The following is a 20,693-nucleotide window of genomic DNA, read 5'->3' on the forward strand; positions in this document are numbered from 1 at the left end:
TCTTGTAGCTCAGATAGCTTCCCTCGGCGTCGTATGTCACAGCCCCCACCCAGTGAACGACGCCGAGGAACTTCCCATTGATTTGACTGGACAAGACTAGGCCGCGCGATACCTTCGTCGCGTTCAAATGGGAAAAGTACCATGCGGGATTTTCATACTCCGGGCCGGTCCGAAGTTTTGTCGACAGAAGGGATGTGCGCCACGTCGCATCCTCTGGCTGCGAAAGTGGCCGTGGATATTCTTCAGCAAGGTGGCAACGCGATGGATGCCGCGATTGCCGGAGCAGTCCTGCTGGGGATTTGTGAACCTCAAATGACCGGGTTGGGTGGCGACTGTTTTGTGTTGTTCAACCGGGCGGGTGAGAATGAAATCCGCGCCTTGAACGGTTCGGGTCGCGCGCCTGCTGCCGCGAATGCAGAAGCACTTAGGGCACAGGGGTTGACTGCGGTACCGCTTAATACGGCTGACGCTGTGACTGTCCCGGGCGCCGTCGACGCGTTCTGCCACTTGGCGGAAACCGAAGGCAAACTGGGACTGGACGCCATTTTGCAACCCGCCATTCACTATGCCGACGCCGGTGTACCTGTTGCACCCAGAGTCGCCTTTGACTGGAAAATCGCGGCCGACACCCTGCAAGGCGCGGCGCGGGCTCATTATCTGATCAAAGGCGAGGTACCTGAGATCGGGCAAGTCTTTCGCTCTCCCGGTCAGGCTGAGGTTTTGCGTCAAATCGCACGAGGCGGTCGGGATGCGTTCTATGCCGGCGACGTAGCCGAGGATATGATCTCCGCGCTTACCCAAATGGGCGGCGTCCACCGGGCCGAGGACTTTCTTGCCACCAAATGCACCGAGACCCTGCCCGTTAGCGGTGAATACAAAGGGATGGAGTTGGTCGAGCATCCCCCAAACGGCCAGGGCGCCACGGCCATTTTGCTGCTGAACATCCTCAAGAATTTCGACCTTGCCAAGATGGACCCGTTTGGCGTTGAGCGGCTACATATCGAGGCCGAAGCCTCCAAACTTGCTTATGACGCCCGTAACCGGTTCATTGCCGATCCCGATCACACAACCCACGCGGGTCGGTTTACGGACCAGACTGTGGCCGACAAGCTGGCCGCACTCATCAACCCGAAACATGCGATGCCTGCCGCCGCCCCGCTGACCGAAGCCATTCATAAAGATACCGTCTATATCACGGTGGTGGACCGGGATCGCATGGCCGTCTCGCTCATATACTCGATTTTTAGCAGCTTTGGATCCGGCATTGCTTCCGAAAAATACGGCATTTTGTTTCAAAATCGTGGCGCGGGATTTACGCTGCAGGCGGGGCATCCAAACGAACTTGGTGGCGGCAAACGTCCCATGCACACGATCATTCCCGGGGTCATAAAGCAGGACGGTCGCGTGCTGATGCCATTCGGCGTAATGGGCGGCGCATATCAACCCACTGGTCACGCCCGGTTCGTATCAAACCAAATCGACCACGGGTTTGGCCTACAAGCCAGTATTGATGCGCCCCGTGCCTTTGCCGACAAGGGTGTGCTGAAACTGGAACGCGGAATTTTGCCCATTGTTGCGCAACAATTACAAGAAATTGGCCACAATGTTGAGATACCAGAAACGCCGCTGGGCGGGGCGCAGGCCATACGAATCTCGGACAACGGCGTTTTGGTCGGCGCAAGCGACCTGCGAAAAGACGGATGCGCACTGGGATATTAATGACCGAGGCCAGGTTTCGCGCGCTTAGTTCAGATGAAAGTGAAGAGGATATGATCCGTTTTCAAACGGACCAAACATATCTGGAATATCGGGGTGCTCAACCGGTTCTCCAGACTGATCCTCGATCAGGTTTTGTTCTGAAACATAAGCAACATAGAAGGATTGGTCATTCTCAGCCAGCAAATGATAAAATGGCTGGTCTTTTATCGGGCGACTGTCCTCAGGGATGGCCTGATACCATTCTTCTGTGTTCGAAAATTCGGGGTCCACATCGAAAATCACCCCTCGGAAGGGATGCTTTTTGTGCCGAACCACTTGGCCCAGGCCGTATTTGGCATGTGTCTTAAGCATTGTTTCAGCCCCCAAAGCAGTTACTACCTCTTTCTGGCCCGAAAAGCCAATCATTGATCTGAAATTCAGGGAAACAGTCTGTGAACCTTCTGCTAACAGTGTTCGAAATTGCGGCGCCGGTCTTTATTCTGGCAGGTATCGGCTTTGCTTGGGTCAAGCTTGGTTTTGAATATCGCCTGCAATTTGTCACCCGCTTTGCCATGACACTTGCGGTTCCCAGCCTGATCTTTGTGGCGCTGATGCAAACGGACATTCCCGGCGGTGATCTTTCCCGTTTCACCATAGCAACAATTTTCGCAAACCTGCTGTTGGCGGTGGTGTTCTGGGTGATCGTTAAAGGCTTGAAACTGGAACAGCGCACCTATCTGTCTCCGTTGATTTTCGGCAATACCGGCAACTTGGGCCTGCCGTTGTGTATTTTTGCATTTGGTCAGGCGGGGCTAGGCTTTGCCGTGATCTTTCTGGCCGTGACGGCGTTGTTCTCCTTCACCTATGGGATCTATCTTGTGGCGGGCAAAGGTGCCACCGGTCAGGTGATCCGCCAGCCGATGGTCTGGGCAACGATCCTGGGTGCACTTTTCCTGTGGCAAGGCTGGGAAACGCCGCTGTTTCTGACCAACACATTGGAGTTGCTGGGACAAATGGCCGTTCCGCTGATGCTGGTGACAGTTGGCGTCGCAATCGCGCGCCTGACCACGCACAGTTTGGGAAAAGCCGTTTGGCTGTCATTGCTCAAACTGTCCGTCTGTTTCGTGCTGGGCTGGATCGTCGCCGTGGCTTTCGACCTTGAGGCCGAGGCCTTTGGCGTTCTGGTACTTCAGATGTGCACGCCCGTGGCCGTGACATCCTATCTGCTGGCTGAAAGGTTCAAGGCGGATGCCGACGCAGTCGCAGGGATGGTCATGGTCTCAACAGCTCTGTCCGTGGGCGCATTGCCTCTAATTCTAGCTATTGTTCTGTAACGATTGTGATTTCCTAAACGCTCAATCTGCGCTAGAATAAAGAAAAAAGGCACGAGGCACATGAGCAGAATTCTTATCGTACTCTTCGGGGTGCTGCTTTTGGCATCCTGTGGGGGTGGTTCGAAACAACCGCCCAGCAAGCTGAATGACGCGTGCAGCATTGCGCGCGAACGGCCGAATTATATGAAAGCCTTCAAAAGCACGGAACGAAAATGGGGCGTTCCCGTTCACGTGCAGATGGCGACAATCTATCAGGAAAGCCGCTATAAGCACGATGCACGCACGCCGCATAAATACGTTCTGGGTGTAATCCCGATGGGCCGCCAAAGCAGCGCCTATGGCTATGGTCAGGCGCTGGACGGCACGTGGGAGCAATACCAGAAGGAAACGGGCAAGCGCCGCGCCAAGCGGGATCGTATCCGCGATGCATCAGACTTCATCGGCTGGTACATGAACAAAAGCTATGAGCGGAACGGCATTCACCCCGCCGACACGCGCAACCAGTACCTCGCCTATCACGAAGGTCATACCGGCTACGCGCGCGGCAGCCACTATAGCAAAACGTGGCTTCTGAACGTCGCCAATGACGTGGATGCCCGCGCAAAGCTGTATCAGGCGCAACTGTCCGGTTGCCGTTACTGATGGGTCAGCGGGTCAGCGATTGCCTGAGCCGCTCCTATTCGACTTGGTGAACAAGTCACGGCTTAGGCTGGAACCTGTGTTCAACTGCCCTAGCAGCACGGTTGTCTGAGTCCCCGCGTTGTCGTGGATCACCCATTTGCGCAACTCGATCGGATTGTCGGTGAACATCAACTCAATCCGCCCAGAGTCGGGGTTCTTGGGATCCTGCGCGGTTACAACCGTGGCGGTGCCGTCAAAGTCATGCCCTACGACCATATTCGCCTGCCCCAGATTCACATTTCGCGCCAGCACCAGTGACAGCGGCGTCCTATTCAACGGATATTGCTCGGGCGGCTGGTTCGATTTCGGATCAAAAATCTGGACCGTCCCCGTATTGGCCAGAACCACGGCACTGCTCGGCGGATCATACTCGAACCGCATCTTGCCCGGCCGCTGCATCCACAGCTTTCCCGTGCTCAGCGAGCCATCGTCGTTGACCTGAGTGAATGTTGTCTGAACAGTCTTCAAACCGTTCAGATAGTTAGAGATCTGCGACAGCGGCAGCTTATCCGCGGCCCAGGCGGCGGGTGCGGCCAGGGTCAAAGCAAGGGCAAAAGCAATCTGTTTCATGCCTCACAGATATGCGCTCTGCCCTTGTTATTAAATATCCTATTGCTCGGGGACGAGGATTTCCCGCTTACCGACGTGATTTGCAGCCGAAACAACGCCTTCGTCCTCCATCTGCTCAACCAGCCGCGCAGCTTTGTTGTAGCCGATGGCAAGTTTTCGCTGGATGTAGGAGGTCGAACATTTGCGATCCTTGATCACAATCGCCACCGCCTGATCGTAGAGCGCATCCTCTCCGTTCGTGTTGCCACCGGTATTCAGGCCCAGAACCGCGTCGATATTGTCGGCTTTTTCCTCGGCCGGGCCATCGACCACGCCGCTCATGTAATCCGGAGGACCGAACTGTTTCAGGTGGTTGACGATTTCCTCGACCTCTTCGTCCGAGACAAAAGGCCCGTGGCAACGGGTGATCTTAGCCCCGCCCGCCATGTACAACATGTCGCCCTGCCCCAGCAGCTGCTCGGCGCCCATTTCGCCCAGAATGGTGCGGCTGTCGACTTTCGAGGTTACCTGGAACGAAATCCGGGTGGGAAAGTTCGCCTTGATCGTGCCGGTGATCACATCGACCGAGGGGCGCTGTGTCGCCATGATCAGGTGAATGCCCGAGGCCCGCGCCATCTGTGCCAGGCGCTGAATACAGGCTTCGATTTCCTTGCCCGCGACCATCATAAGGTCGGCCATCTCGTCGACGATGACGACGATATAAGGCATCGCTTCGGGCGCGAATTCCTCGGTCTCGAACACCGGTTCGCCGGTTTCGTCATCAAACCCGGTCTGCACCGTGCGGCTGAACATCTCGCCCTTTGCCAGAGCGTCCTTCACGCGACCGTTGTAGCCGGCAATGTTGCGGACACCCATCTTGGACATCTTGCGGTAACGATCCTCCATCTCGCCCACGACCCATTTCAGGGCCACAACCGCCTTTTTCGGGTCGGTCACAACGGGCGACAGCAGATGCGGGATGCCGTCATAGACGGACAGTTCCAGCATCTTCGGGTCGATCATGATCAGGCGGCATTCATCCGGTGTAAGCTTGTAAAGCAGCGACAGGATCATCGTGTTGATGGCCACCGATTTACCGGAACCCGTAGTCCCCGCGATCAGCAGGTGAGGCATCTTCGCCAGGTTCGCCACAACAGACTCACCCCCGATGTCCTTGCCCAGCGCCAAAGGCAGTGCATGGTTGCCATCGCCGAAATCGCGGCTGGCGAGAATTTCACGCAGAACCACCATCTCGCGGTTTTCGTTCGGCAGTTCGATCCCGATTACCGAGCGCCCCGGCAGTGTTGAAACCCGCGCCGACAACGCTGACATGGACCGCGCGATATCGTCGGCCAGACCGATCACACGGCTGGCTTTCAGACCCGGGGCCGGTTCCAGTTCGTACATAGTTACCACGGGACCGGGGCGCACACTGACGATCTCGCCCTTGACGCCGTAGTCATCCAGCACGTTCTCCAGCATCCGCGCGTTTTCCTCCAGCGCTTCATCGCTGAGGTGATGACGCTGAATGCTGGCCGGGTTCGACAACAAGCCCAGTGGCGGCAGTTCGAAATCGGAGTGCCGTTCTTCGAACGACAGCGCGGGCTGCGCCTCGGCCTGCGCGCGGCGCGATGGCGGCGGAGTGCGACGCACCGGTTGCGCCACAAACGGCTTTCGCGGCTCGGCCACCGGGATTTTCATCGCAGGGCGCGGCTGCGGTTCGGGCTGGGGTGCATCTTCGAACACGGCCTCATCTTCGAAAACCGGCTCGGGCGCGAAATCCTCATGTAGCGGCTCCTGCTGCCATTCCGGCTCGGACTCTGCCGTCAACATCGGCTCGGGCGGCAGCCCAGCCGAGGTCATCGGCGGTTCGGGCGGCAGGTCTTCACCGCCGCGAGGGTTCAGGATCAACGGGTCCGGCCCCCGGCCCCGCCCCTTGGTCAGCGGCAGGTTCGGATCATGCTCGGGCACCATCTCGCCCGTGGCTACTTTACGGTTGCGCACCGCGGCAGAGATTTTGGACCGGATGCGATCCTCGCCTGGCATCTCATCGAAATCGGCAACGGGTTCCCGATCAATCAGTTCCGGTTCCGGCATCGGCTCGGGGCGGCGAATCAGGCTGGGCATCCGCGCCAGCAGGCCGGGTTTTGCTGGCTCAGGCTCCTCGAACTCCGACTCTTCGAACACCGGTTCTTCATAGACCAGATCGTCATCAAACACAGCATCTGCACGGGCGAGTTTGCGTTCTTCCCATTGTGCGCGACGATCACGGGCCGCCTGCGCAGTGGCAGTGGCCCCACGACCCAAAAGGTTCATCAGCATGTCGTAAGACATGACCAAACCCAAAAGGAACGCACGGAAACCTTTGCGCACGTCTATTTTGGTAAAGCCCAGAACAAATACACCCAACGTCAGCATGCCCGCTGCCATGGCCAGCGACATCAGCTTAACCATGAAATGGGACGAAATCGGCAGCAAGGTCAGCAACGCACCCATCACGGTGTCGCCGAACAATCCACCCAGACCAAAGCTGTGGGTCGCGCGCCAAGCCTCACCCGGCACCAAAGTCGCGGCGTAGACCGAGACAACAGCAATCCAGATCGGGGCAAAGATCAGACGGCCAACCGCGCGCTCCTCGCCGAAATGTCCTGCAAAGCGTATGCCCCAGCCAATCAGGACCAAGGCGATGCTCCAGCTGCCCCAACCAACGATCATGAACAGTGGGGCTGCGATCGAAGCACCAACTCGCCCCATCCAGTTCTGCACCGGTGCATCGGTCGACACCATCCAGTTCGGATCATCCGGCGTGTAAGACCAGATCATCGCAGCGGCGGCCAACCCCAGAAGGATCAGAGCGATCCCGATCAACTCCTTGCTGCGCCGCTCAATCGCGGCCTGGGTCGTGCTGTCCAGCAATGGATCGCGATTGCGCGCGTTATATGATGCCATTTTGCCCTCGTACCTCACGAATAGATGCAGTCGCGGAGCGTGATCAGCCCTTGCTGCAACTTTGTTTTTGGGGCCACCATGGCGACCCGGATAAATTGCTCGCCCGGGTTTTGCCCCGGATCACCTTGAGAAAGATATGCGCCCGGCAGGACACGCACTCCGGTCTCCTGCCACAGCTTCAATGCGGCTTCTTCGCCGTTCTCGACCGGCAACCACAGGAAAAACCCGGCCTCGGGCGGCATATAGCCCTGAAGGCCCGCAAACACCTCATCTGCAATCGCATATTTTTCCTGATAGAGCGCACGGTTCTGGGCCACGTGTTCTTCATCCGCCCAAACCCGGGCGGCAGCGGCTTGCAAGGGCAGCGGCAGCGGCGCGCCTGCATAATTGCGCAGCTGTTTGACCCGCTTGATTGTCTCCGGCCCACCTGCAATCAGCCCCGAGCGCAAACCGGCCAGATTCGACCGTTTCGACAGCGAGTTGAACAGAGTGATCCGTTCAGGATCAGCACCCAGTTCCTGCGCCACCGTCAGCACACCCACCGGGGCGTCGTCGCGATAAATCTCGGAATAGCACTCGTCCGCGAAGATGCGGAAATCATACTTCTCGGCCAAACGGATCAGCTCGGCCCAGTAGTCGCGCGAGGCGACGGCCCCCTGTGGGTTGGCCGGCGAACAGATATAGGCAACGGCAGTTCGGTTTAGCACATCTTCGGGCAAACCAGCGTAGTCGGGTAGATGGCCCGTGGCGGCAGTGGCGGGCACAAAAACCGGCTCAGCCCCGACCGAGATCGAAGCGACCATATAGACCTGATAAAACGGGTTCGGGCACAGAACGACCGGCCTTGCGCCATTTTTCTGTTCCGGGCACAGCGCCATCGCGGCGTTGTACAGCCCCTCACGCGTGCCGTTCAGAGCCATCACGTTTGCCTCGGGGTCCATCGCTACACCATAGCGGCGCTTGATCCAGTCGGTGATCGCCGAGCGCAGTTCGGGCGAGCCTTCGTTCGGTGGATAACCTTGAAAACCCCCAGCATTTTCCATGATCACATCCGTCACCCAGGACGGGAAGTCATGCATCGGCGCGCCGATGGTCATGTGAATCACATCTCCGCCCGGCTGGTGGTGATCCAACAGGGTGCGCAGACGCGGGAATGCATATTCCGGTAGGTTCGAAAACCGCTCGGGGAAATTCATAATTACTGCCTCAATATCGGGGTCATTTTCGCCCCGTTTTTTTGGCAGATTACAGACCGCACCCTGCTTCGTCCAGACAAAGAGGTGCCGAATCAGGGGATTGTGGCATTCAGGCCAAAGCGGTTTCGGCTGCTGATCCAAGGCGCAAAAGCGCCTCTTCCGAACCCGGGTGGCCCATCATCATCAACCCGCAACCCGGCGTTCCCGTGGGCAGGGTCAGAGACGCCAAACCCATCAGATTCCCAATCCGGGTGTTGCGCAGGGCCAGCAGGTTTTCAGTGACATAGTAGTCGTGGTCGCTCATCAGCCGCTCCAGATTGGGCGGCAGATTAGGAACGGTCGGTGCCAGGACAGCATCGAACCCGGCTGCGGCCGCGTCCCAGGCGGCGCGGCAGGCCTCTAGCTTTGACCACGCCGCGACGTAGTCCGGCCCGGACACGTCTTTACCACCACGGAACCGTTCAAGTATCTGAGGGTACATCGCATCTGGGTTCGCTTCGATAACATCGCGCCAAAGACCGTAGGATTCAGTCGTATCAACAATGCTGGACAAGGGCATCGCGTCGTTAAGTTCAGGAACCTCAAGTGGCACTATTTTCGCGCCGGCTTCGCGCAACCGATCGAGGCCCGCTTCGTATGCGATGCGCGGCGCGTCGCGCAAATCATCCCTTGCCACGTTTTGCAGATCCGCAAAGTAGCGACCTTTCAGGCTGGCACCTCGCAGATCGGCCGGAGTACTGCCCTCCAACATCGCCAACATGTGCGCCGCGTCTTCTACTGAGCGCGCCAATGGGCCTACCGTGTCAAACCGCAGACGCAATGGCACCACCCCTTCCAGACTGACCCGCCCGGCGGTGGTTTTCAGACCGACCAAATTATTCCAGGCTGCGGGAATGCGCACAGAGCCAGCAGTATCAGAACCAATTCCACAAGCCGCCAGCCCCCAGGCCACTGAAGCAGCAGCACCTGAGGATGATCCGCCGGGAACTGCTTCTTCATCGTTGATGCAAGGTGGTGTGCCGGTGATCGGGTTCAGGCCAAGCCCGGAAAAGGCCAGCTCGCTCATATGGGTTTTGCCCAAACAGACCGCCCCCATCGCGGTCGCGTTGCGCACCACCACTGCGTCGGCGTCCGGGACCCGGCCTGTCAGCAGGACCGAGCCTGCTTCGGTTGCGATACCAGCGGTGTCGAACAGATCTTTCCAACTGATCGGCACACCATCCAACAGCGACAAACGGCGACCCAGTTTAGCGCGCTCTTGCGCGGCAAGCGCCTCGGCCCGTGCGCGGTCGTGGGTAACCCGGGCATAGATCCGGTCGCGATGGGGATGGTCGTCGATAGCGGACAGGTAGGTTTCGGTCAGTTCCACCGGGTCGATACGGCCCATACCAATGCCCCGGCCCAAATCACACGCCGTCATGGTCAACCAGTCCTGCATCGCTGCCCCTTTCAAAGACTATGTCGTTGCGGACGGTAGCGACAGGACCGCACATGGACAATCCCGAATGGGCGCGCATATTGCGGGGCATGGAAAAGACCTCGGATATCCTGATTGTAGGCGGCGGCCTGAACGGCCCGGCATTGGCATTGGCGCTGGCGCAGACGGGTCATTCCGTCGCCGTTATCGACTCGCTTGATGAAAAGATACGCAAGAACGCCGCCTTTGACGGGCGCGCCTATGCGTTGGCGCTGGCCTCGCAACGTTTGCTGGACGCGATCGGAGTTTGGGACAGGGTGGCAGACCATGCCCAGCCGATGCTTGAGATCAAAGTCACCGATGGGCATGCAGGTGCCGGGCCATCGCCGTTTTTCATGCATTTCGATCATGCCGAGATCGAAGAAGGCCCGATGGGCTATATGGTCGAAGACCGCCACCTGCGCCGCGCGTTTCTGGACGCGATGGCAGAGGAAAAAGCCATTACACAGATCAACGGCAAGACAGTCGTTGCACAGGATACTGACGCAGGCGGAGTGACCCTGACGTTGAATGACGGCAGCACAGTGACTGGTGGGTTGCTGGTCGGCTGCGACGGGCGTCGCAGTGGCACCGCCGCACGCGCAGGTATCAAACGCAGCGGTTGGGATTACGGTCAGACCGCCCTTGTCTGTGCTATTGAACACGAACTACCCCATTACGGCGTAGCACATCAATTCTTCATGCCACCCGGCCCTCTGGCCATTCTGCCCCTGACCGGCAACCGCAGTTCCATTGTCTGGAGTGAGCGCACCGAAACGGCGCGGCAGATCAATGCCCTGCCCGAGGCAGACTACTTGCAGGTTTTGCGCCCCCGGTTCGGAGATTTTCTGGGTGATATCCGCCTGCAGGGCGACCGCTTCACCTATCCGCTGAACCTGACCATCGCCAATTCCTTCATTGACACACGCATGGCTCTGGTCGGAGACGCCGCCCATGGCATGCACCCTATCGCTGGGCAGGGCCTGAACGCCGGTCTGCGCGACGTCGGCGCATTGGCCGAAGTGCTGACATTGGCCGGACGGCGCGGTGAAGATATGGGCTCGGTCCTCGTACTGGAACGCTATCAGGAATGGCGTCGCTTCGACACGGCCGCGCTGGCGATGGCCACGGATGTGTTCAACAAACTGTTTTCAAACGACAATCCGCTGCTGCGGATTGGCCGCGATATCGGGATGGGAATCGTGGGGTCCTTGCCCGGCTTGCGCCGCGGCTTTGTGCGCGAGGCCGCCGGGTTGACCGGAGACCTGCCGAAGCTATTGCAAGGCCGCCCGATTTAGTCGAGCGTGCGCGCCTCGTCGATCAACATCACTGGAATTCCGTTGCGAATCGGAAAGGCCAGCCCGGCCGCTTTCGACACCAGTTCCTGCTTTTCGGCGTCATAGTGGAGCGTTGTGTGGGTCTGCGGGCAAATCAACGCTTCAAGCATGTGGCGGTCGAATGGATGCTGGGGTTCAGTCATTGCAGTTTTTCCTCATTCGTTCCGCCACGCATGGCGAATTCTATCAATGTCACCAACGTCTCACGCCGTGTGCGCAAGCAGGGCGCTTCGAGCAGCGCCTGTTTTTCCTCGGGGTTGAAATCCAGCAGCATCGACAATGAGTTCACCAGCAACTCATCATCGGCGTCTTTTAGCGTGTCCCAGTCAGTCGAAAGCTGACGCGAGGCGAAGAACCGTTCGAGCAGGCCCAGAAAGTTTTGCCGGTTGAACCCATCGTCCATCTCGGCCTTGCCAAGGTCGCGGTCAAACCCACTCCACGACACGGCGCAGCGCCGATAAGGCGTAAAAGCGTCCAGTTCTGATTGAACACGGAACCGGGAAATTCCGGTCAGCGTAATCAGATAGCGGCCATCCTCGGTTTCCGAAAACTGCGTCACCCGACCGGCACAACCGATCTGATGCAGCTTGTCCTCGTTGCTTTGGCAAGGGTTCGGCTGCACCATCCCTATCAACCGCTCCTGCGTTTTCAGCGCATCGTCCAGCATCTGCAGATAGCGCGGCTCGAAAATATGCAGCGGCAGGCGGGAACGGGGCAGCAACAGCGCCCCGGGCAATGGAAAAACGGATACCGTTTCCGGCAGGTCAGCGGGATGCATCATGTATCCGAGTGTAGCTCTGATCGGAGATTAGGCAAATATCATCGAGCTGAGCTTGCGGCGACCATTCAGAACAATCGGGTCGTTGGGCTTGAGCGCATCGAAAATGGTGAACAGCTGCGTCTTTGCGGCTGCGTCATTCCACTCACGATCCCGGCGGAACAATTCCAGCAATTGCGCCACGGCCTCTTCGACCTCGCCATTGGCGTGCAGCGCCTGTGCCAAATCGAACCGCGCCTGATGATTGTCGGGTTCGGCCTCTACCGCTGCGGTCAGCTCAGCCACCGGACCGGCATCGGCGGCCTGTTTCGCAAGCTCAAGCTGTGCATGCGCGGCTTCCAATTCGGGCGCGTCGGAAATCTCGGCAGGCGCACCGTTCAGGATCGCCTCGGCCTGTTCAAGATCGTCAGCCGCGATATGGGCGCGCACCAGCCCGCCATAGGCGCCAGCGTGGTTCGGGTCTTCGCCCAGAATCGCGGCAAAGGTCTGGGCCGCGTCGGTCGCAGCGCCTTCGGCCAGCATCTCTTCGGCGGCCTGAACGGCGTCGTCGAGTTGCCCGCCGGGGCTTTCGCCGCCAGCCGCTTCAATCACGCGGTCGATGAATGCCTTGATCTCGGACCCCGGCAGCGCGCCCTGGAACCCGTCGACCGGTTGACCCTTAAAGAACGCGTACACGGTCGGGATCGACTGGATGCGCAGTTGCCCTGCGATCATCTGCGCCTCGTCCACGTTGATCTTGACCATTTTCACTGCACCTTTGGCAGCGGTCACGGCTTCTTCCAATGCAGGCCCCAGCGTCTTGCATGGCCCGCACCAAGGCGCCCAGAAATCAACGATGATCGGCGTTTCCTGAGACGCCTCGACCACATCGGCCATAAACGTGGCCTCGGACCCGTCTTTGATCAGATCGGCTTCGGGGCTGGCGGCTGCGTTCAGAAGGTCCATGGCATTCACTCTCCGGTTCGAACTTGCGCCCTATATGCAACCGCTTGCGTCGGAAACCAAGGGCAGAGTTGCGCGATTATAGGTCGAATGTCGCAAAAACCGGGGCATGGTCGCTGGGTTTCTCCCACCCGCGCGCGTCGCGCAGCACACGACTGGAATGACCCGCATTCGAGATATCGGGCGTGGCCCAGACGTGATCCAGCCGCCGCCCCTTGTCGGCCGCGTCCCAATCCCGTGCGCGATAGGACCACCAAGTGTAGAGCTTCCCTTCGGGGATGTCCTGCCGCGTTATATCAACCCAACCGCCCGCATCCTGCGTCTCGGCCAATTGTTCAACTTCGATCGGAGTATGCGAGACGACCTTGAGAAGTTGCTTGTGCGACCACACATCATCCTCTCGCGGGGCGATGTTCAGATCGCCGACCAGAATGGATTTCTCGGGCTTCTCCGCATGGAACCAGTCGCGCATGTCGGTGAGATAGTCGAGCTTTTGGCCGAACTTCTCGTTCTTTTCGCGATCCGGGATGTCACCTCCTGCGGGGACATAGAAATTTTGTATGGTCACGCCATTCTCCAACCGCGCGGCAATATGCCGTGCATGGCCCAGATCGGCGAAATCCTTGTCGCCCACTTCTTCCATCGGAATGCGCGACAGGATGGCGACGCCGTTATACCCCTTTTGCCCGCGCGCAACCATGTGGGTATAGCCCAGCTCGGCAAACCCATCGGTCGGGATCTTTTCGACCGGAGATTTACATTCCTGCAAACACAGAACGTCCGGGGCTTCTTCCTGCAGCAATTTCAGCACGATAGGTTCGCGCAGGCGGACCGAGTTGATGTTCCAAGTGGCAAGTGTAAAGGGCATAGGGGATTCCTCTGTCGCGGTTGGGCGGAGGTTAGCGTGGTGTGAAGTTGGGTTCCACGAGAAAAGGACATCGAGGAACGTAGCCGCTGAAAGACAGCAAAGCCGGCTAAAGAAGCGTTCGACGTATTCTAACTAGTGTCTTGGCGATGGGGATCTGGCTTAGGCCAGAAAAACATTATTTTCTGACATGCTGTTCGACTTCGCCTCTTGAGAAACAAGCCAGAAAATTTTTCAATCCGAACCTGTGGTTGCCTCCGATAACTCCTGGACAACAAGCTTCAGATTATGGTGAATTTCTGGCGGGGAAGGGTTAATTTTAGCGGCACGTTCAAATGCTTTCTTTGCGCCTTCTAGGTCGCCTTCCTGGTACCGTGTATTGCCAAGACCATACGCCCATATCCAATTGTCGGGCCAGCGGGAACCGCCATTGATATAAACCTTTGCGGCGGCTTGCGTGTGCCCTAGCTGTTCCAGCGCTGCCGCCGCACGCACAATTTCCCATTGATTTTCTGTTGTTGGAAATTGGTCGGGAGGTAAAGCGGTCATCGCCCAGTAATCCCCACGCCGCCATGTCCGCATAAACAGCTGGAGATCCATCGTCATTTTCTCATGCTCACCCGAGTGAAGGGTGATCTTGTCGCTATTCAGATCATAACCAACAACGACCGCATAGTGCCATCGAGGTGCCCATTTAAAGCCAAGGTTCTGAAAAATGATAACAGGATTTCCTGCTGCAACTTCGTCAAGCACCTCTGCTATAGTTGATAATCTAACTGCTAGCATTGCGTGTCGACGCGCGGCTCCGACCATGTCGGAGAGATAAGTTCCTTCTGCGCCGGGTGTAAAGGATTGAGCCGCTACCTCGTCTTGAGTGACGTCCAGCCCCGACCACTGAAAGACCATCGCAAGCGACGCAGGTCCACAGTAGAACTCGTTCTGTTCGATAAGTGGAACCCCCTTAACTTCGGCTCGTGACGGGACATCAACCTGCGACGGTATTTGCTGTTGTGTCTGCGCACATGCGACCAATAAAGCTGGCAGCAAGGCGATAAGCCAAGTGTGAAGTCGAAGAGTGCGAAAACAGCTCAGCGCCCGGCACACCGGGTAAAGGGGAACACTTTCGTCAGACATAAGAGATCTGTCACAAGCAATATTATAAACACTGTCAGTAACGCGCCAACAATACCGTTGCCCCCAGCAGTGTCGTGATCCATTTGATGCAATACCGATGCTATTTCTTCATTCGATAGTGCCTTGAGACGCGTTTCGGCTTCTTTGGGATCGACACCTCTTGCGACAAGCTCGTCACGAATTTCTTTTCTGTTGAGTTCGCTCAACAAAAATTCGCGGTCGGCATGTGTCTCGTATCTAGAGATCACCTCGTGGGTACTGAGCATTTCTGCCTGCGCCATCGTGCTAAGTTGCGTCGCCAGCAGCATTTGCGCAGCTATGAGCGTCACTATGCTACTTCGCACTATTGGTTGAAATCCCATCCTTTGCCGTCCTCCTGGTCTCGACGTCGTTCGTGTCTGCGCCGTAAGCAAATACTGCAAAGGCCATTGTTTAATAGCCGGTAACTGAATGCAAGCTTGCAGGAGTAAACTATAAACTGAAGCATGCAATGAGGACATCATCAGTGACAACAACGCACGATTGTCGGGTCCGTTGTGGGTTCTGAACCAACCTTCGCCTCCAACCACCCCACAAAAAAAGCCGGGCCATCAGGCCCGGCAGTCCAACAGGGAGGTGCATGTCTTAACCCGGACATGCGCGGGTTGGGAGTAATCTAATTACACATCCAGAGTATCACTTTGATCCACGTCAATCCACAACGAGTTAAGAGACCAAACGATATCCACCCGATTCTGTGACCAAAAGGCGCGCATTCGATGGATCGGGCTCGATTTTCTGGCGTAGGCGATAGATGTGGGTCTCAAGCGTATGGGTGGTGACACCGGCGTTATAACCCCAGACCTCGTGCAAAAGCACATCGCGGGCAACCACGCCATCGGTCGAGCGGTACAGGAACTTGAGAATATTGGTTTCTTTCTCGGTCAGCCGAATTTTGCGATCCTCTTCAGTGATCAGCATCTTCATCGCAGGCTTGAAAGTGTACGGCCCCAGAACAAATACCGCATCCTCGGATTGTTCATGCTGGCGCAGTTGCGCACGGATACGGGCCAGCAGGACCGGGAATTTGAATGGCTTCGAGACGTAATCGTTGGCCCCTGCGTCCAGGCCCAGAATCGTGTCTGCATCACTGTCATGGCCGGTCAGCATCAGAATCGGGCTTTTCACACCCTGTTTGCGCATCAGGCGGCACAGCTCGCGCCCATCGGTATCCGGCAAGCCGACGTCGAGAATGACCAGATCATAGATCGCTTCGCGGGCCCGCTCCATTGCGGACTGACCATCATGAGCTTCGAATACGTCGAAATCTTCGGTCATCACGAGTTGCTCGCTAAGCGCCTCGCGCAGGTCTTCGTCATCATCCACCAGCAGGATTTTCTTGAGCTGAGCCATGTCCGGTCCTCCTAAGCCTTTTCCACCACTTGCGCGCGAAAGATGCAATCAACAAGGTTTACTGCAATCGTCTCACGCCCTCGTGTCTGATGCAGAGGAAATGTTTCACATTTCCCTCTGATCACGCTAGGAGGAAGGTCCAAACGTTACAGGGTAACATAGATGAGTCTGATCCCGGATATTTCCGAATTGCTGGCACGGGCCCGCGCCGATCTGCGTATGGGCGTTCCGGTGGCCCTGACTGATGAACGCGGCTTTAGCGTGCTCGCTATAGCGGCCGAGACGCTGAGCGCCCAGCGACTTGCCGATTTGCGCAGCCTTGGGGGCGAACCTGTTGTTGCGGTTACTGCGCGACGGGCTGAAACGCTGAAAGCGCGTGCCTATGATGGTGATTTGGCGCGGGTGATTATTCCCGCAGATGCGGAAATCGGCTGGGTGCAGGCTGTGGCCGACCCGTCGGATGATCTGAACGCCCCAATGAAGGGCCCCCTGATGACAGAACGTCAGGGAAACGCAAACCTGCACCGCATCGCTATTGCCCTGACCAAATCGGCCCGCCTGTTGCCCGCCGCCGTTGTCATGCCCATCGAGGACGGGCGTAGTTTTGCCGCCGCACACGGGCTGACCTGTATCGACCACACCCGCGCGGCACCACATCTGGCAGACCGAAGTGAGTTGCACGCGGTGGTGGCAGCGCGCTTGCCCATGGAAGTGTCAGAGGCCGGGCGCCTACATGTGTTCCGCCCTGAGGATGGAGGCGAAGAACATTACGCCGTCGAAATCGGTCGCCCGGATCGGGACAAGCCGGTTTTGGCACGCTTGCATTCCGCCTGCTTCACCGGTGACCTTATGGGCAGTCTTAAATGTGACTGCGGCCCCCAATTACGCGGTGCGCTGGCGCAAATGGGCTCGGAAGGGGCTGGTGTTCTGCTCTACCTCAATCAGGAAGGCCGCGGAATCGGATTGGCAAACAAGATGCGCGCCTATTTCCTGCAGGATCAGGGTTTTGACACAGTCGAGGCCAATCACCGGCTGGGATTCGAAGATGATGAACGCGATTTCCGGCTGGGCTCGGATATACTAAAGTCATTGGGTTTCAGCTCGGTTCGGTTGTTGACCAATAACCCGGCGAAAATCGCGATGATGGAGAATACCGGCATAGCCGTAACGGAACGTGTTCCACTTAAAGTCGGCGAAACCGCACATAACCGGGGGTATCTGGCTACCAAGGCGGCTAAATCGGGGCATTTGCTTTGACGCCTGCTGATCTGGTTCTGACCCCGCGCGGAGTGCGGTTTGCAGGGCGGGTCTTTCCCTGCTCGATCGGCAAAGGCGGGCTGACTGATGCCAAGCGCGAAGGAGATGGAGCCACACCGATAGGCGTACACCACATCGCCGGAATGCTGTATCGGCCGGACCGGATTTCAAAGCCGGCCGAATGGGCGATTCCCATCGGTCCACAAGATCTTTGGTCAGATGACGACAGGGACCGCCACTACAACAATTTGGTCAGCGCGCCCTATGCCTTCAGCCATGAGAAATTGCGCCGTGCTGATCCGCTGTATGATCTGGTTCTGATTACAGATTGGAACTGGCCCAATGCCGTGCCGGGACGGGGGTCGGCGATCTTTATCCACCAGTGGCGCCGCCTCGGATACCCGACAGAGGGTTGCGTTGCCTTCCGTCGAGACCACCTGCATTGGATTGCCAGCCGGGTGTCACTGGGCACGCGCCTGATTATCCCTGCGGCTTAACGCGCTCGCCAAATATGGCTGAGCCCACGCGCACATGAGTTGCACCAAGTGCAATAGCTTTCTCGAAATCACTGCTCATGCCCATGGAAAGGCCGGACAGGCCATTGCGCTCTGCGATCTTGGCCAGCAGCGCGAAATGCAACGAGGGTTCTTCTTCGACCGGCGGGATACACATCAGGCCCTGTATCGGCAGGTCTAAACCCCGACATTCCGCAATGAAGGCATCTGCATCCGTGGGCAGGATTCCAGCTTTCTGGTCTTCTTCCCCGGTGTTGACCTGAATGAACAGGTCCGGGCAGGTGCCCATTTCCTGCGCCAGTCGCGCCAGTGTTTTCGCCAGTTTAGGCCGATCGACCGAATGGATTGAGCTGAACAGCTCAATCGCTTGTCGAGCCTTGTTGGTTTGCAGCGGGCCAATCAAGTGAAGATCGATATCTGAGAACTGCTTCATAAAGTCCGGCCATTTTCCGGCGGCTTCCTGAACCCGGTTTTCACCGAAACACCGGTGGCCCTGCGCCAGTACCGCCTGAACGCGCTCATTAGGCTGCACTTTTGAAACGGCGATCAGTTCGACAGACCCGGCAGGCCTCCCGGCGGCAGTTTCAGCGTTGGCAATACGGGCAGTGATATCTTGCAGCGACATAGGGTTCCTCAATCTGCTTTGAGCGCAGAAAAACACCATGTCAGCACAAAAGAAAAGGGCAGGTCCGAAGACCTGCCCTTAAACCTTGCGGTTTCAGACCAACTTAGAAGTTGAACTGTGCACCGAAGTCCGCAACGATTTGCGAGTCGCAAACGCTGCAGTCGTTCTGGCCGATACCACCGCGCAGCGATGCACCGCCGCCCAAGTCGTAGATGGCGCCCAGAGCAATTTGACGAGTGTCTTCATCGGCTTTACCGTCACCGTAGGCGAACAGCAGGGTTGTTGCTGCGCCCAGGTTGTAGGAAGCCGACAGACCCCATGCGGTGCCTTCAGTTGCGTCAACGCGGGTTCTGTCGTCTGCAACAAACAGGGTACCGCCAAAGTCACCCCATTCGCCGCCCAGGGTCAGAACGGTCAGGCTCGGCTTGTCGCCATCTTCCACGTCAGTTTGACCATAGGCAAGAGCTGCGGTGATGTTGTTGAAGGTGTAAGTCGCGCTCAAGTCCCAGCGATCAGCGCTTCCAGCATCGAATTCTACGATATCAATATCGGTTCCATTCGCAGTGAGCGTACGGGTAACCGCGTCGCGCTGGTCATACGACGCGCCAAACGCGAAGTCACCAACTGCGTACTGGAAGAACACACCGTTTGCACCCGAACCGGTCGAGGAGTACGCCAGGAAGTCGTAGTCAACGCCCGAGTACTGACCTGCGAACAGTTCCAGACCAACTTCGTTACCGTAGTAGTTTGCAAGGTTGTCGAACGAACCTGCCACGTTGCCGGCGTCAACACGCAGACCACCGTAGATGACCGAGAAGCGTGCGCCGTTCAGACCAGCCGAGTTGGCTTCGCCGGTTGCGGAGTCTTCGTCAGCTTGCAGACGAACACGGCCTTCAAAGCGAACGCCGCCATCGGTTTCGGTGAAACCATCGATGTTCAGACGGAAGCGCGAAACCAGAATGGTATCGGAGCCTTCAACAGTACCGGTAACGGTCGGATCGGTTACAACGTCACCATCAGCGGTCGTGAAAGTACCTTCAACAACAGTGGTTGCAGTGAAGGCGCGGTCTTCTTGGTAGCCAACACCAAAGCGGCCATAACCACTGAAGTTAACGCCGGAGTCGGCCGCTGCAACACCTGCGGTTGCGATCAGAGCGGTCGATGCGAAGAGAACTTTTTTCATCTTGTTTCCCTCGGTTTCAAAAGTTTTTCTACTCGACACATGCCTCAGCACATGTCTCAGCACGGGAACCGTTTCGCTCTTTTTGCCCCCAACACGCAAGCTTGGCATAAATGAATTGAGTGCATTGACACAAAATTGGTGCAAGGATGCCACAGTCTGTTTTAGTGGCCTAACCAGCCCCATACCCACCCTTTAAGTGACAATAAGAGGGTTGTTGCTGAACGGGTCCTTGTCTAGGAGTATCCCTGACAACCAAGACCCAAGTGAACAGGACCAGTCGATAATGCGCCTGCAGACGATTTTCGGTTTCATCATAGTGGCTGCTGCCGTGTCGGCCTGCGGACAGAATCGGGGTGCCGATCCAAACCCGAATGTTCTTGCCACCGGCGGTAATTCTGACGAACAAGAGTTCAACGATCCGAACCGGTCGACCATCTGGGATCTGTTCAGCGGCGCCAACTCCGAACAGGTCACAAATGTGAATCGCTACCTTTGGACTGCGTCGCTGGATGTTCTGAATTTCCTGCCTGTTCAAGAAGTCGATCCATTTACTGGTGTAATCGTAACGGGTTACGGCACGCCCCCGGGCGGTGGGCGACAATATCGCGCGACGGTACACATAAGCGACCCGGCCTTGGCTGCGCGCTCGTTGTCTGTCTCGTTGCAAACCAGCGGAGGTGCACCGGTCAGCGCCGCCACCACCCGCGCGATCGAAGACGCAATCCTGTCGCGTGCCCGTCAGTTGCGGATTGCGGACAACAAGCTCTAGCCACCCGCCGAAAATCGCAATATTACCACGCCG

Annotated in this window: 21 protein-coding genes; 7 read left to right on the top strand and 14 right to left on the bottom strand. The window is 57.5% G+C overall.

Features of this window, described 5'->3' with window-relative positions:
• Positions 1-141: 141 nt before the first annotated feature.
• On the top strand, positions 142-1,719 hold the full coding sequence (locus ACR0LN_RS13200) for a gamma-glutamyltransferase family protein (protein ID WP_480430209.1): 1,578 nt from the start codon (positions 142-144) through the stop codon (positions 1,717-1,719).
• Positions 1,720-1,743: 24 nt separating this feature from the next.
• Here the strand turns inward: ACR0LN_RS13200 and hspQ are convergent, their stop codons facing one another.
• Positions 1,744-2,070, bottom strand: coding sequence for a heat shock protein HspQ (gene hspQ, locus ACR0LN_RS13205; RefSeq protein WP_480430365.1), 327 nt, complete (start codon positions 2,068-2,070; stop codon positions 1,744-1,746).
• Positions 2,071-2,150: 80 nt separating this feature from the next.
• On the opposite strand from hspQ, the gene ACR0LN_RS13210 reads away from it, so the two are divergent.
• Positions 2,151-3,032, top strand: a complete 882-nt coding sequence (locus tag ACR0LN_RS13210) for an AEC family transporter (RefSeq protein WP_480430210.1) — start codon at positions 2,151-2,153, stop codon at positions 3,030-3,032.
• A 60-nt stretch (positions 3,033-3,092) separates the two neighbouring features.
• Complete coding sequence (locus tag ACR0LN_RS13215) at positions 3,093-3,674, top strand: transglycosylase SLT domain-containing protein (protein ID WP_480430211.1); 582 nt, start codon at positions 3,093-3,095, stop codon at positions 3,672-3,674.
• 12 nt (positions 3,675-3,686) lie between these two features.
• Here ACR0LN_RS13215 and ACR0LN_RS13220 read toward each other — a convergent pair whose 3' ends face one another.
• The 4 genes from ACR0LN_RS13220 to ACR0LN_RS13235 all read right to left on the bottom strand — a co-directional run bounded on the left by ACR0LN_RS13220 (position 3,687) and on the right by ACR0LN_RS13235 (position 9,845).
• Positions 3,687-4,283 (bottom strand): LolA family protein, encoded by a 597-nt coding sequence (locus tag ACR0LN_RS13220; protein WP_480430213.1) that lies wholly within the window; start codon positions 4,281-4,283, stop codon positions 3,687-3,689.
• A gap of 39 nt (positions 4,284-4,322) precedes the next feature.
• Positions 4,323-7,211 (bottom strand): DNA translocase FtsK 4TM domain-containing protein, encoded by a 2,889-nt coding sequence (locus tag ACR0LN_RS13225; RefSeq protein WP_480430215.1) that lies wholly within the window; start codon positions 7,209-7,211, stop codon positions 4,323-4,325.
• Between the two features lie 14 nt (positions 7,212-7,225).
• Positions 7,226-8,407: an aminotransferase class I/II-fold pyridoxal phosphate-dependent enzyme gene (locus ACR0LN_RS13230; protein ID WP_480430216.1), complete on the bottom strand. Its 1,182-nt coding sequence runs from the start codon at positions 8,405-8,407 to the stop codon at positions 7,226-7,228.
• Between the two features lie 109 nt (positions 8,408-8,516).
• Positions 8,517-9,845 (bottom strand): amidase, encoded by a 1,329-nt coding sequence (locus ACR0LN_RS13235; RefSeq protein ID WP_480430218.1) that lies wholly within the window; start codon positions 9,843-9,845, stop codon positions 8,517-8,519.
• Between the two features lie 53 nt (positions 9,846-9,898).
• On the opposite strand from ACR0LN_RS13235, the gene ACR0LN_RS13240 reads away from it, so the two are divergent.
• Entirely contained in the window at positions 9,899-11,161 is a 1,263-nt protein-coding gene (locus ACR0LN_RS13240; RefSeq protein ID WP_480430219.1) for an FAD-dependent monooxygenase, read from the top strand.
• Here ACR0LN_RS13240 and ACR0LN_RS13245 read toward each other — a convergent pair.
• The 7 genes from ACR0LN_RS13245 to ACR0LN_RS13275 form a co-directional block, all read right to left on the bottom strand.
• Positions 11,158-11,343: a Trm112 family protein gene (locus tag ACR0LN_RS13245; protein WP_480430221.1), complete on the bottom strand. Its 186-nt coding sequence runs from the start codon at positions 11,341-11,343 to the stop codon at positions 11,158-11,160. The genes ACR0LN_RS13240 and ACR0LN_RS13245 overlap by 4 nt on opposite strands.
• The gene (locus ACR0LN_RS13250; RefSeq protein ID WP_480430222.1) at positions 11,340-11,981 is read right to left on the bottom strand and encodes an LON peptidase substrate-binding domain-containing protein; all 642 of its coding nucleotides are present in this window, start codon (positions 11,979-11,981) and stop codon (positions 11,340-11,342) included. Before ACR0LN_RS13250 ends, ACR0LN_RS13245 begins: the two co-directional genes overlap by 4 nt.
• Positions 11,982-12,008: 27 nt before the next feature.
• A complete protein-coding gene (locus ACR0LN_RS13255; RefSeq protein ID WP_480430223.1) occupies positions 12,009-12,923 on the bottom strand; it encodes a tetratricopeptide repeat protein in 915 nt (304 codons plus the stop codon).
• Between the two features lie 76 nt (positions 12,924-12,999).
• Positions 13,000-13,788, bottom strand: a complete 789-nt coding sequence (locus tag ACR0LN_RS13260) for an exodeoxyribonuclease III (RefSeq protein WP_480430224.1) — start codon at positions 13,786-13,788, stop codon at positions 13,000-13,002.
• Between the two features lie 231 nt (positions 13,789-14,019).
• A complete protein-coding gene (locus ACR0LN_RS13265; RefSeq protein WP_480430226.1) occupies positions 14,020-14,919 on the bottom strand; it encodes a PA2778 family cysteine peptidase in 900 nt (299 codons plus the stop codon).
• Positions 14,874-15,248 (bottom strand): PA2779 family protein, encoded by a 375-nt coding sequence (locus tag ACR0LN_RS13270; RefSeq protein ID WP_480430227.1) that lies wholly within the window; start codon positions 15,246-15,248, stop codon positions 14,874-14,876. The genes ACR0LN_RS13265 and ACR0LN_RS13270 overlap by 46 nt, the downstream gene beginning before the upstream one ends.
• Before the next feature lie 376 nt (positions 15,249-15,624).
• On the bottom strand, positions 15,625-16,311 hold the full coding sequence (locus ACR0LN_RS13275; protein ID WP_058283107.1) for a response regulator transcription factor: 687 nt from the start codon (positions 16,309-16,311) through the stop codon (positions 15,625-15,627).
• Between the two features lie 162 nt (positions 16,312-16,473).
• Between ACR0LN_RS13275 and ribA the strand changes: the two genes are divergently transcribed.
• Together ribA and ACR0LN_RS13285 are read left to right on the top strand one after the other, a co-directional pair.
• Entirely contained in the window at positions 16,474-17,568 is a 1,095-nt protein-coding gene (gene ribA / locus ACR0LN_RS13280) for a GTP cyclohydrolase II (protein ID WP_480430229.1), read from the top strand.
• Positions 17,565-18,065, top strand: a complete 501-nt coding sequence (locus ACR0LN_RS13285) for a L,D-transpeptidase family protein (protein WP_480430230.1) — start codon at positions 17,565-17,567, stop codon at positions 18,063-18,065. The genes ribA and ACR0LN_RS13285 overlap by 4 nt, the downstream gene beginning before the upstream one ends.
• Here ACR0LN_RS13285 and ACR0LN_RS13290 read toward each other — a convergent pair.
• Positions 18,049-18,708 carry a YggS family pyridoxal phosphate-dependent enzyme gene (locus ACR0LN_RS13290; RefSeq protein ID WP_480430232.1) on the bottom strand — a complete coding sequence of 220 codons (660 nt, stop codon included), beginning with the start codon at positions 18,706-18,708 and terminating at the stop codon, positions 18,049-18,051. The two genes, ACR0LN_RS13285 and ACR0LN_RS13290, sit on opposite strands and share 17 nt — an antisense overlap.
• Positions 18,709-18,811: 103 nt before the next feature.
• The gene (locus tag ACR0LN_RS13295; protein ID WP_480430234.1) at positions 18,812-19,891 is read right to left on the bottom strand and encodes a porin; all 1,080 of its coding nucleotides are present in this window, start codon (positions 19,889-19,891) and stop codon (positions 18,812-18,814) included.
• A gap of 283 nt (positions 19,892-20,174) precedes the next feature.
• Between ACR0LN_RS13295 and ACR0LN_RS13300 the strand changes: the two genes are divergently transcribed.
• Positions 20,175-20,660 (top strand): DUF3576 domain-containing protein, encoded by a 486-nt coding sequence (locus ACR0LN_RS13300; RefSeq protein ID WP_480430236.1) that lies wholly within the window; start codon positions 20,175-20,177, stop codon positions 20,658-20,660.
• Positions 20,661-20,693 lie beyond the last annotated feature (33 nt).

This window comes from Ruegeria sp. AA6, assembly GCF_056542865.1.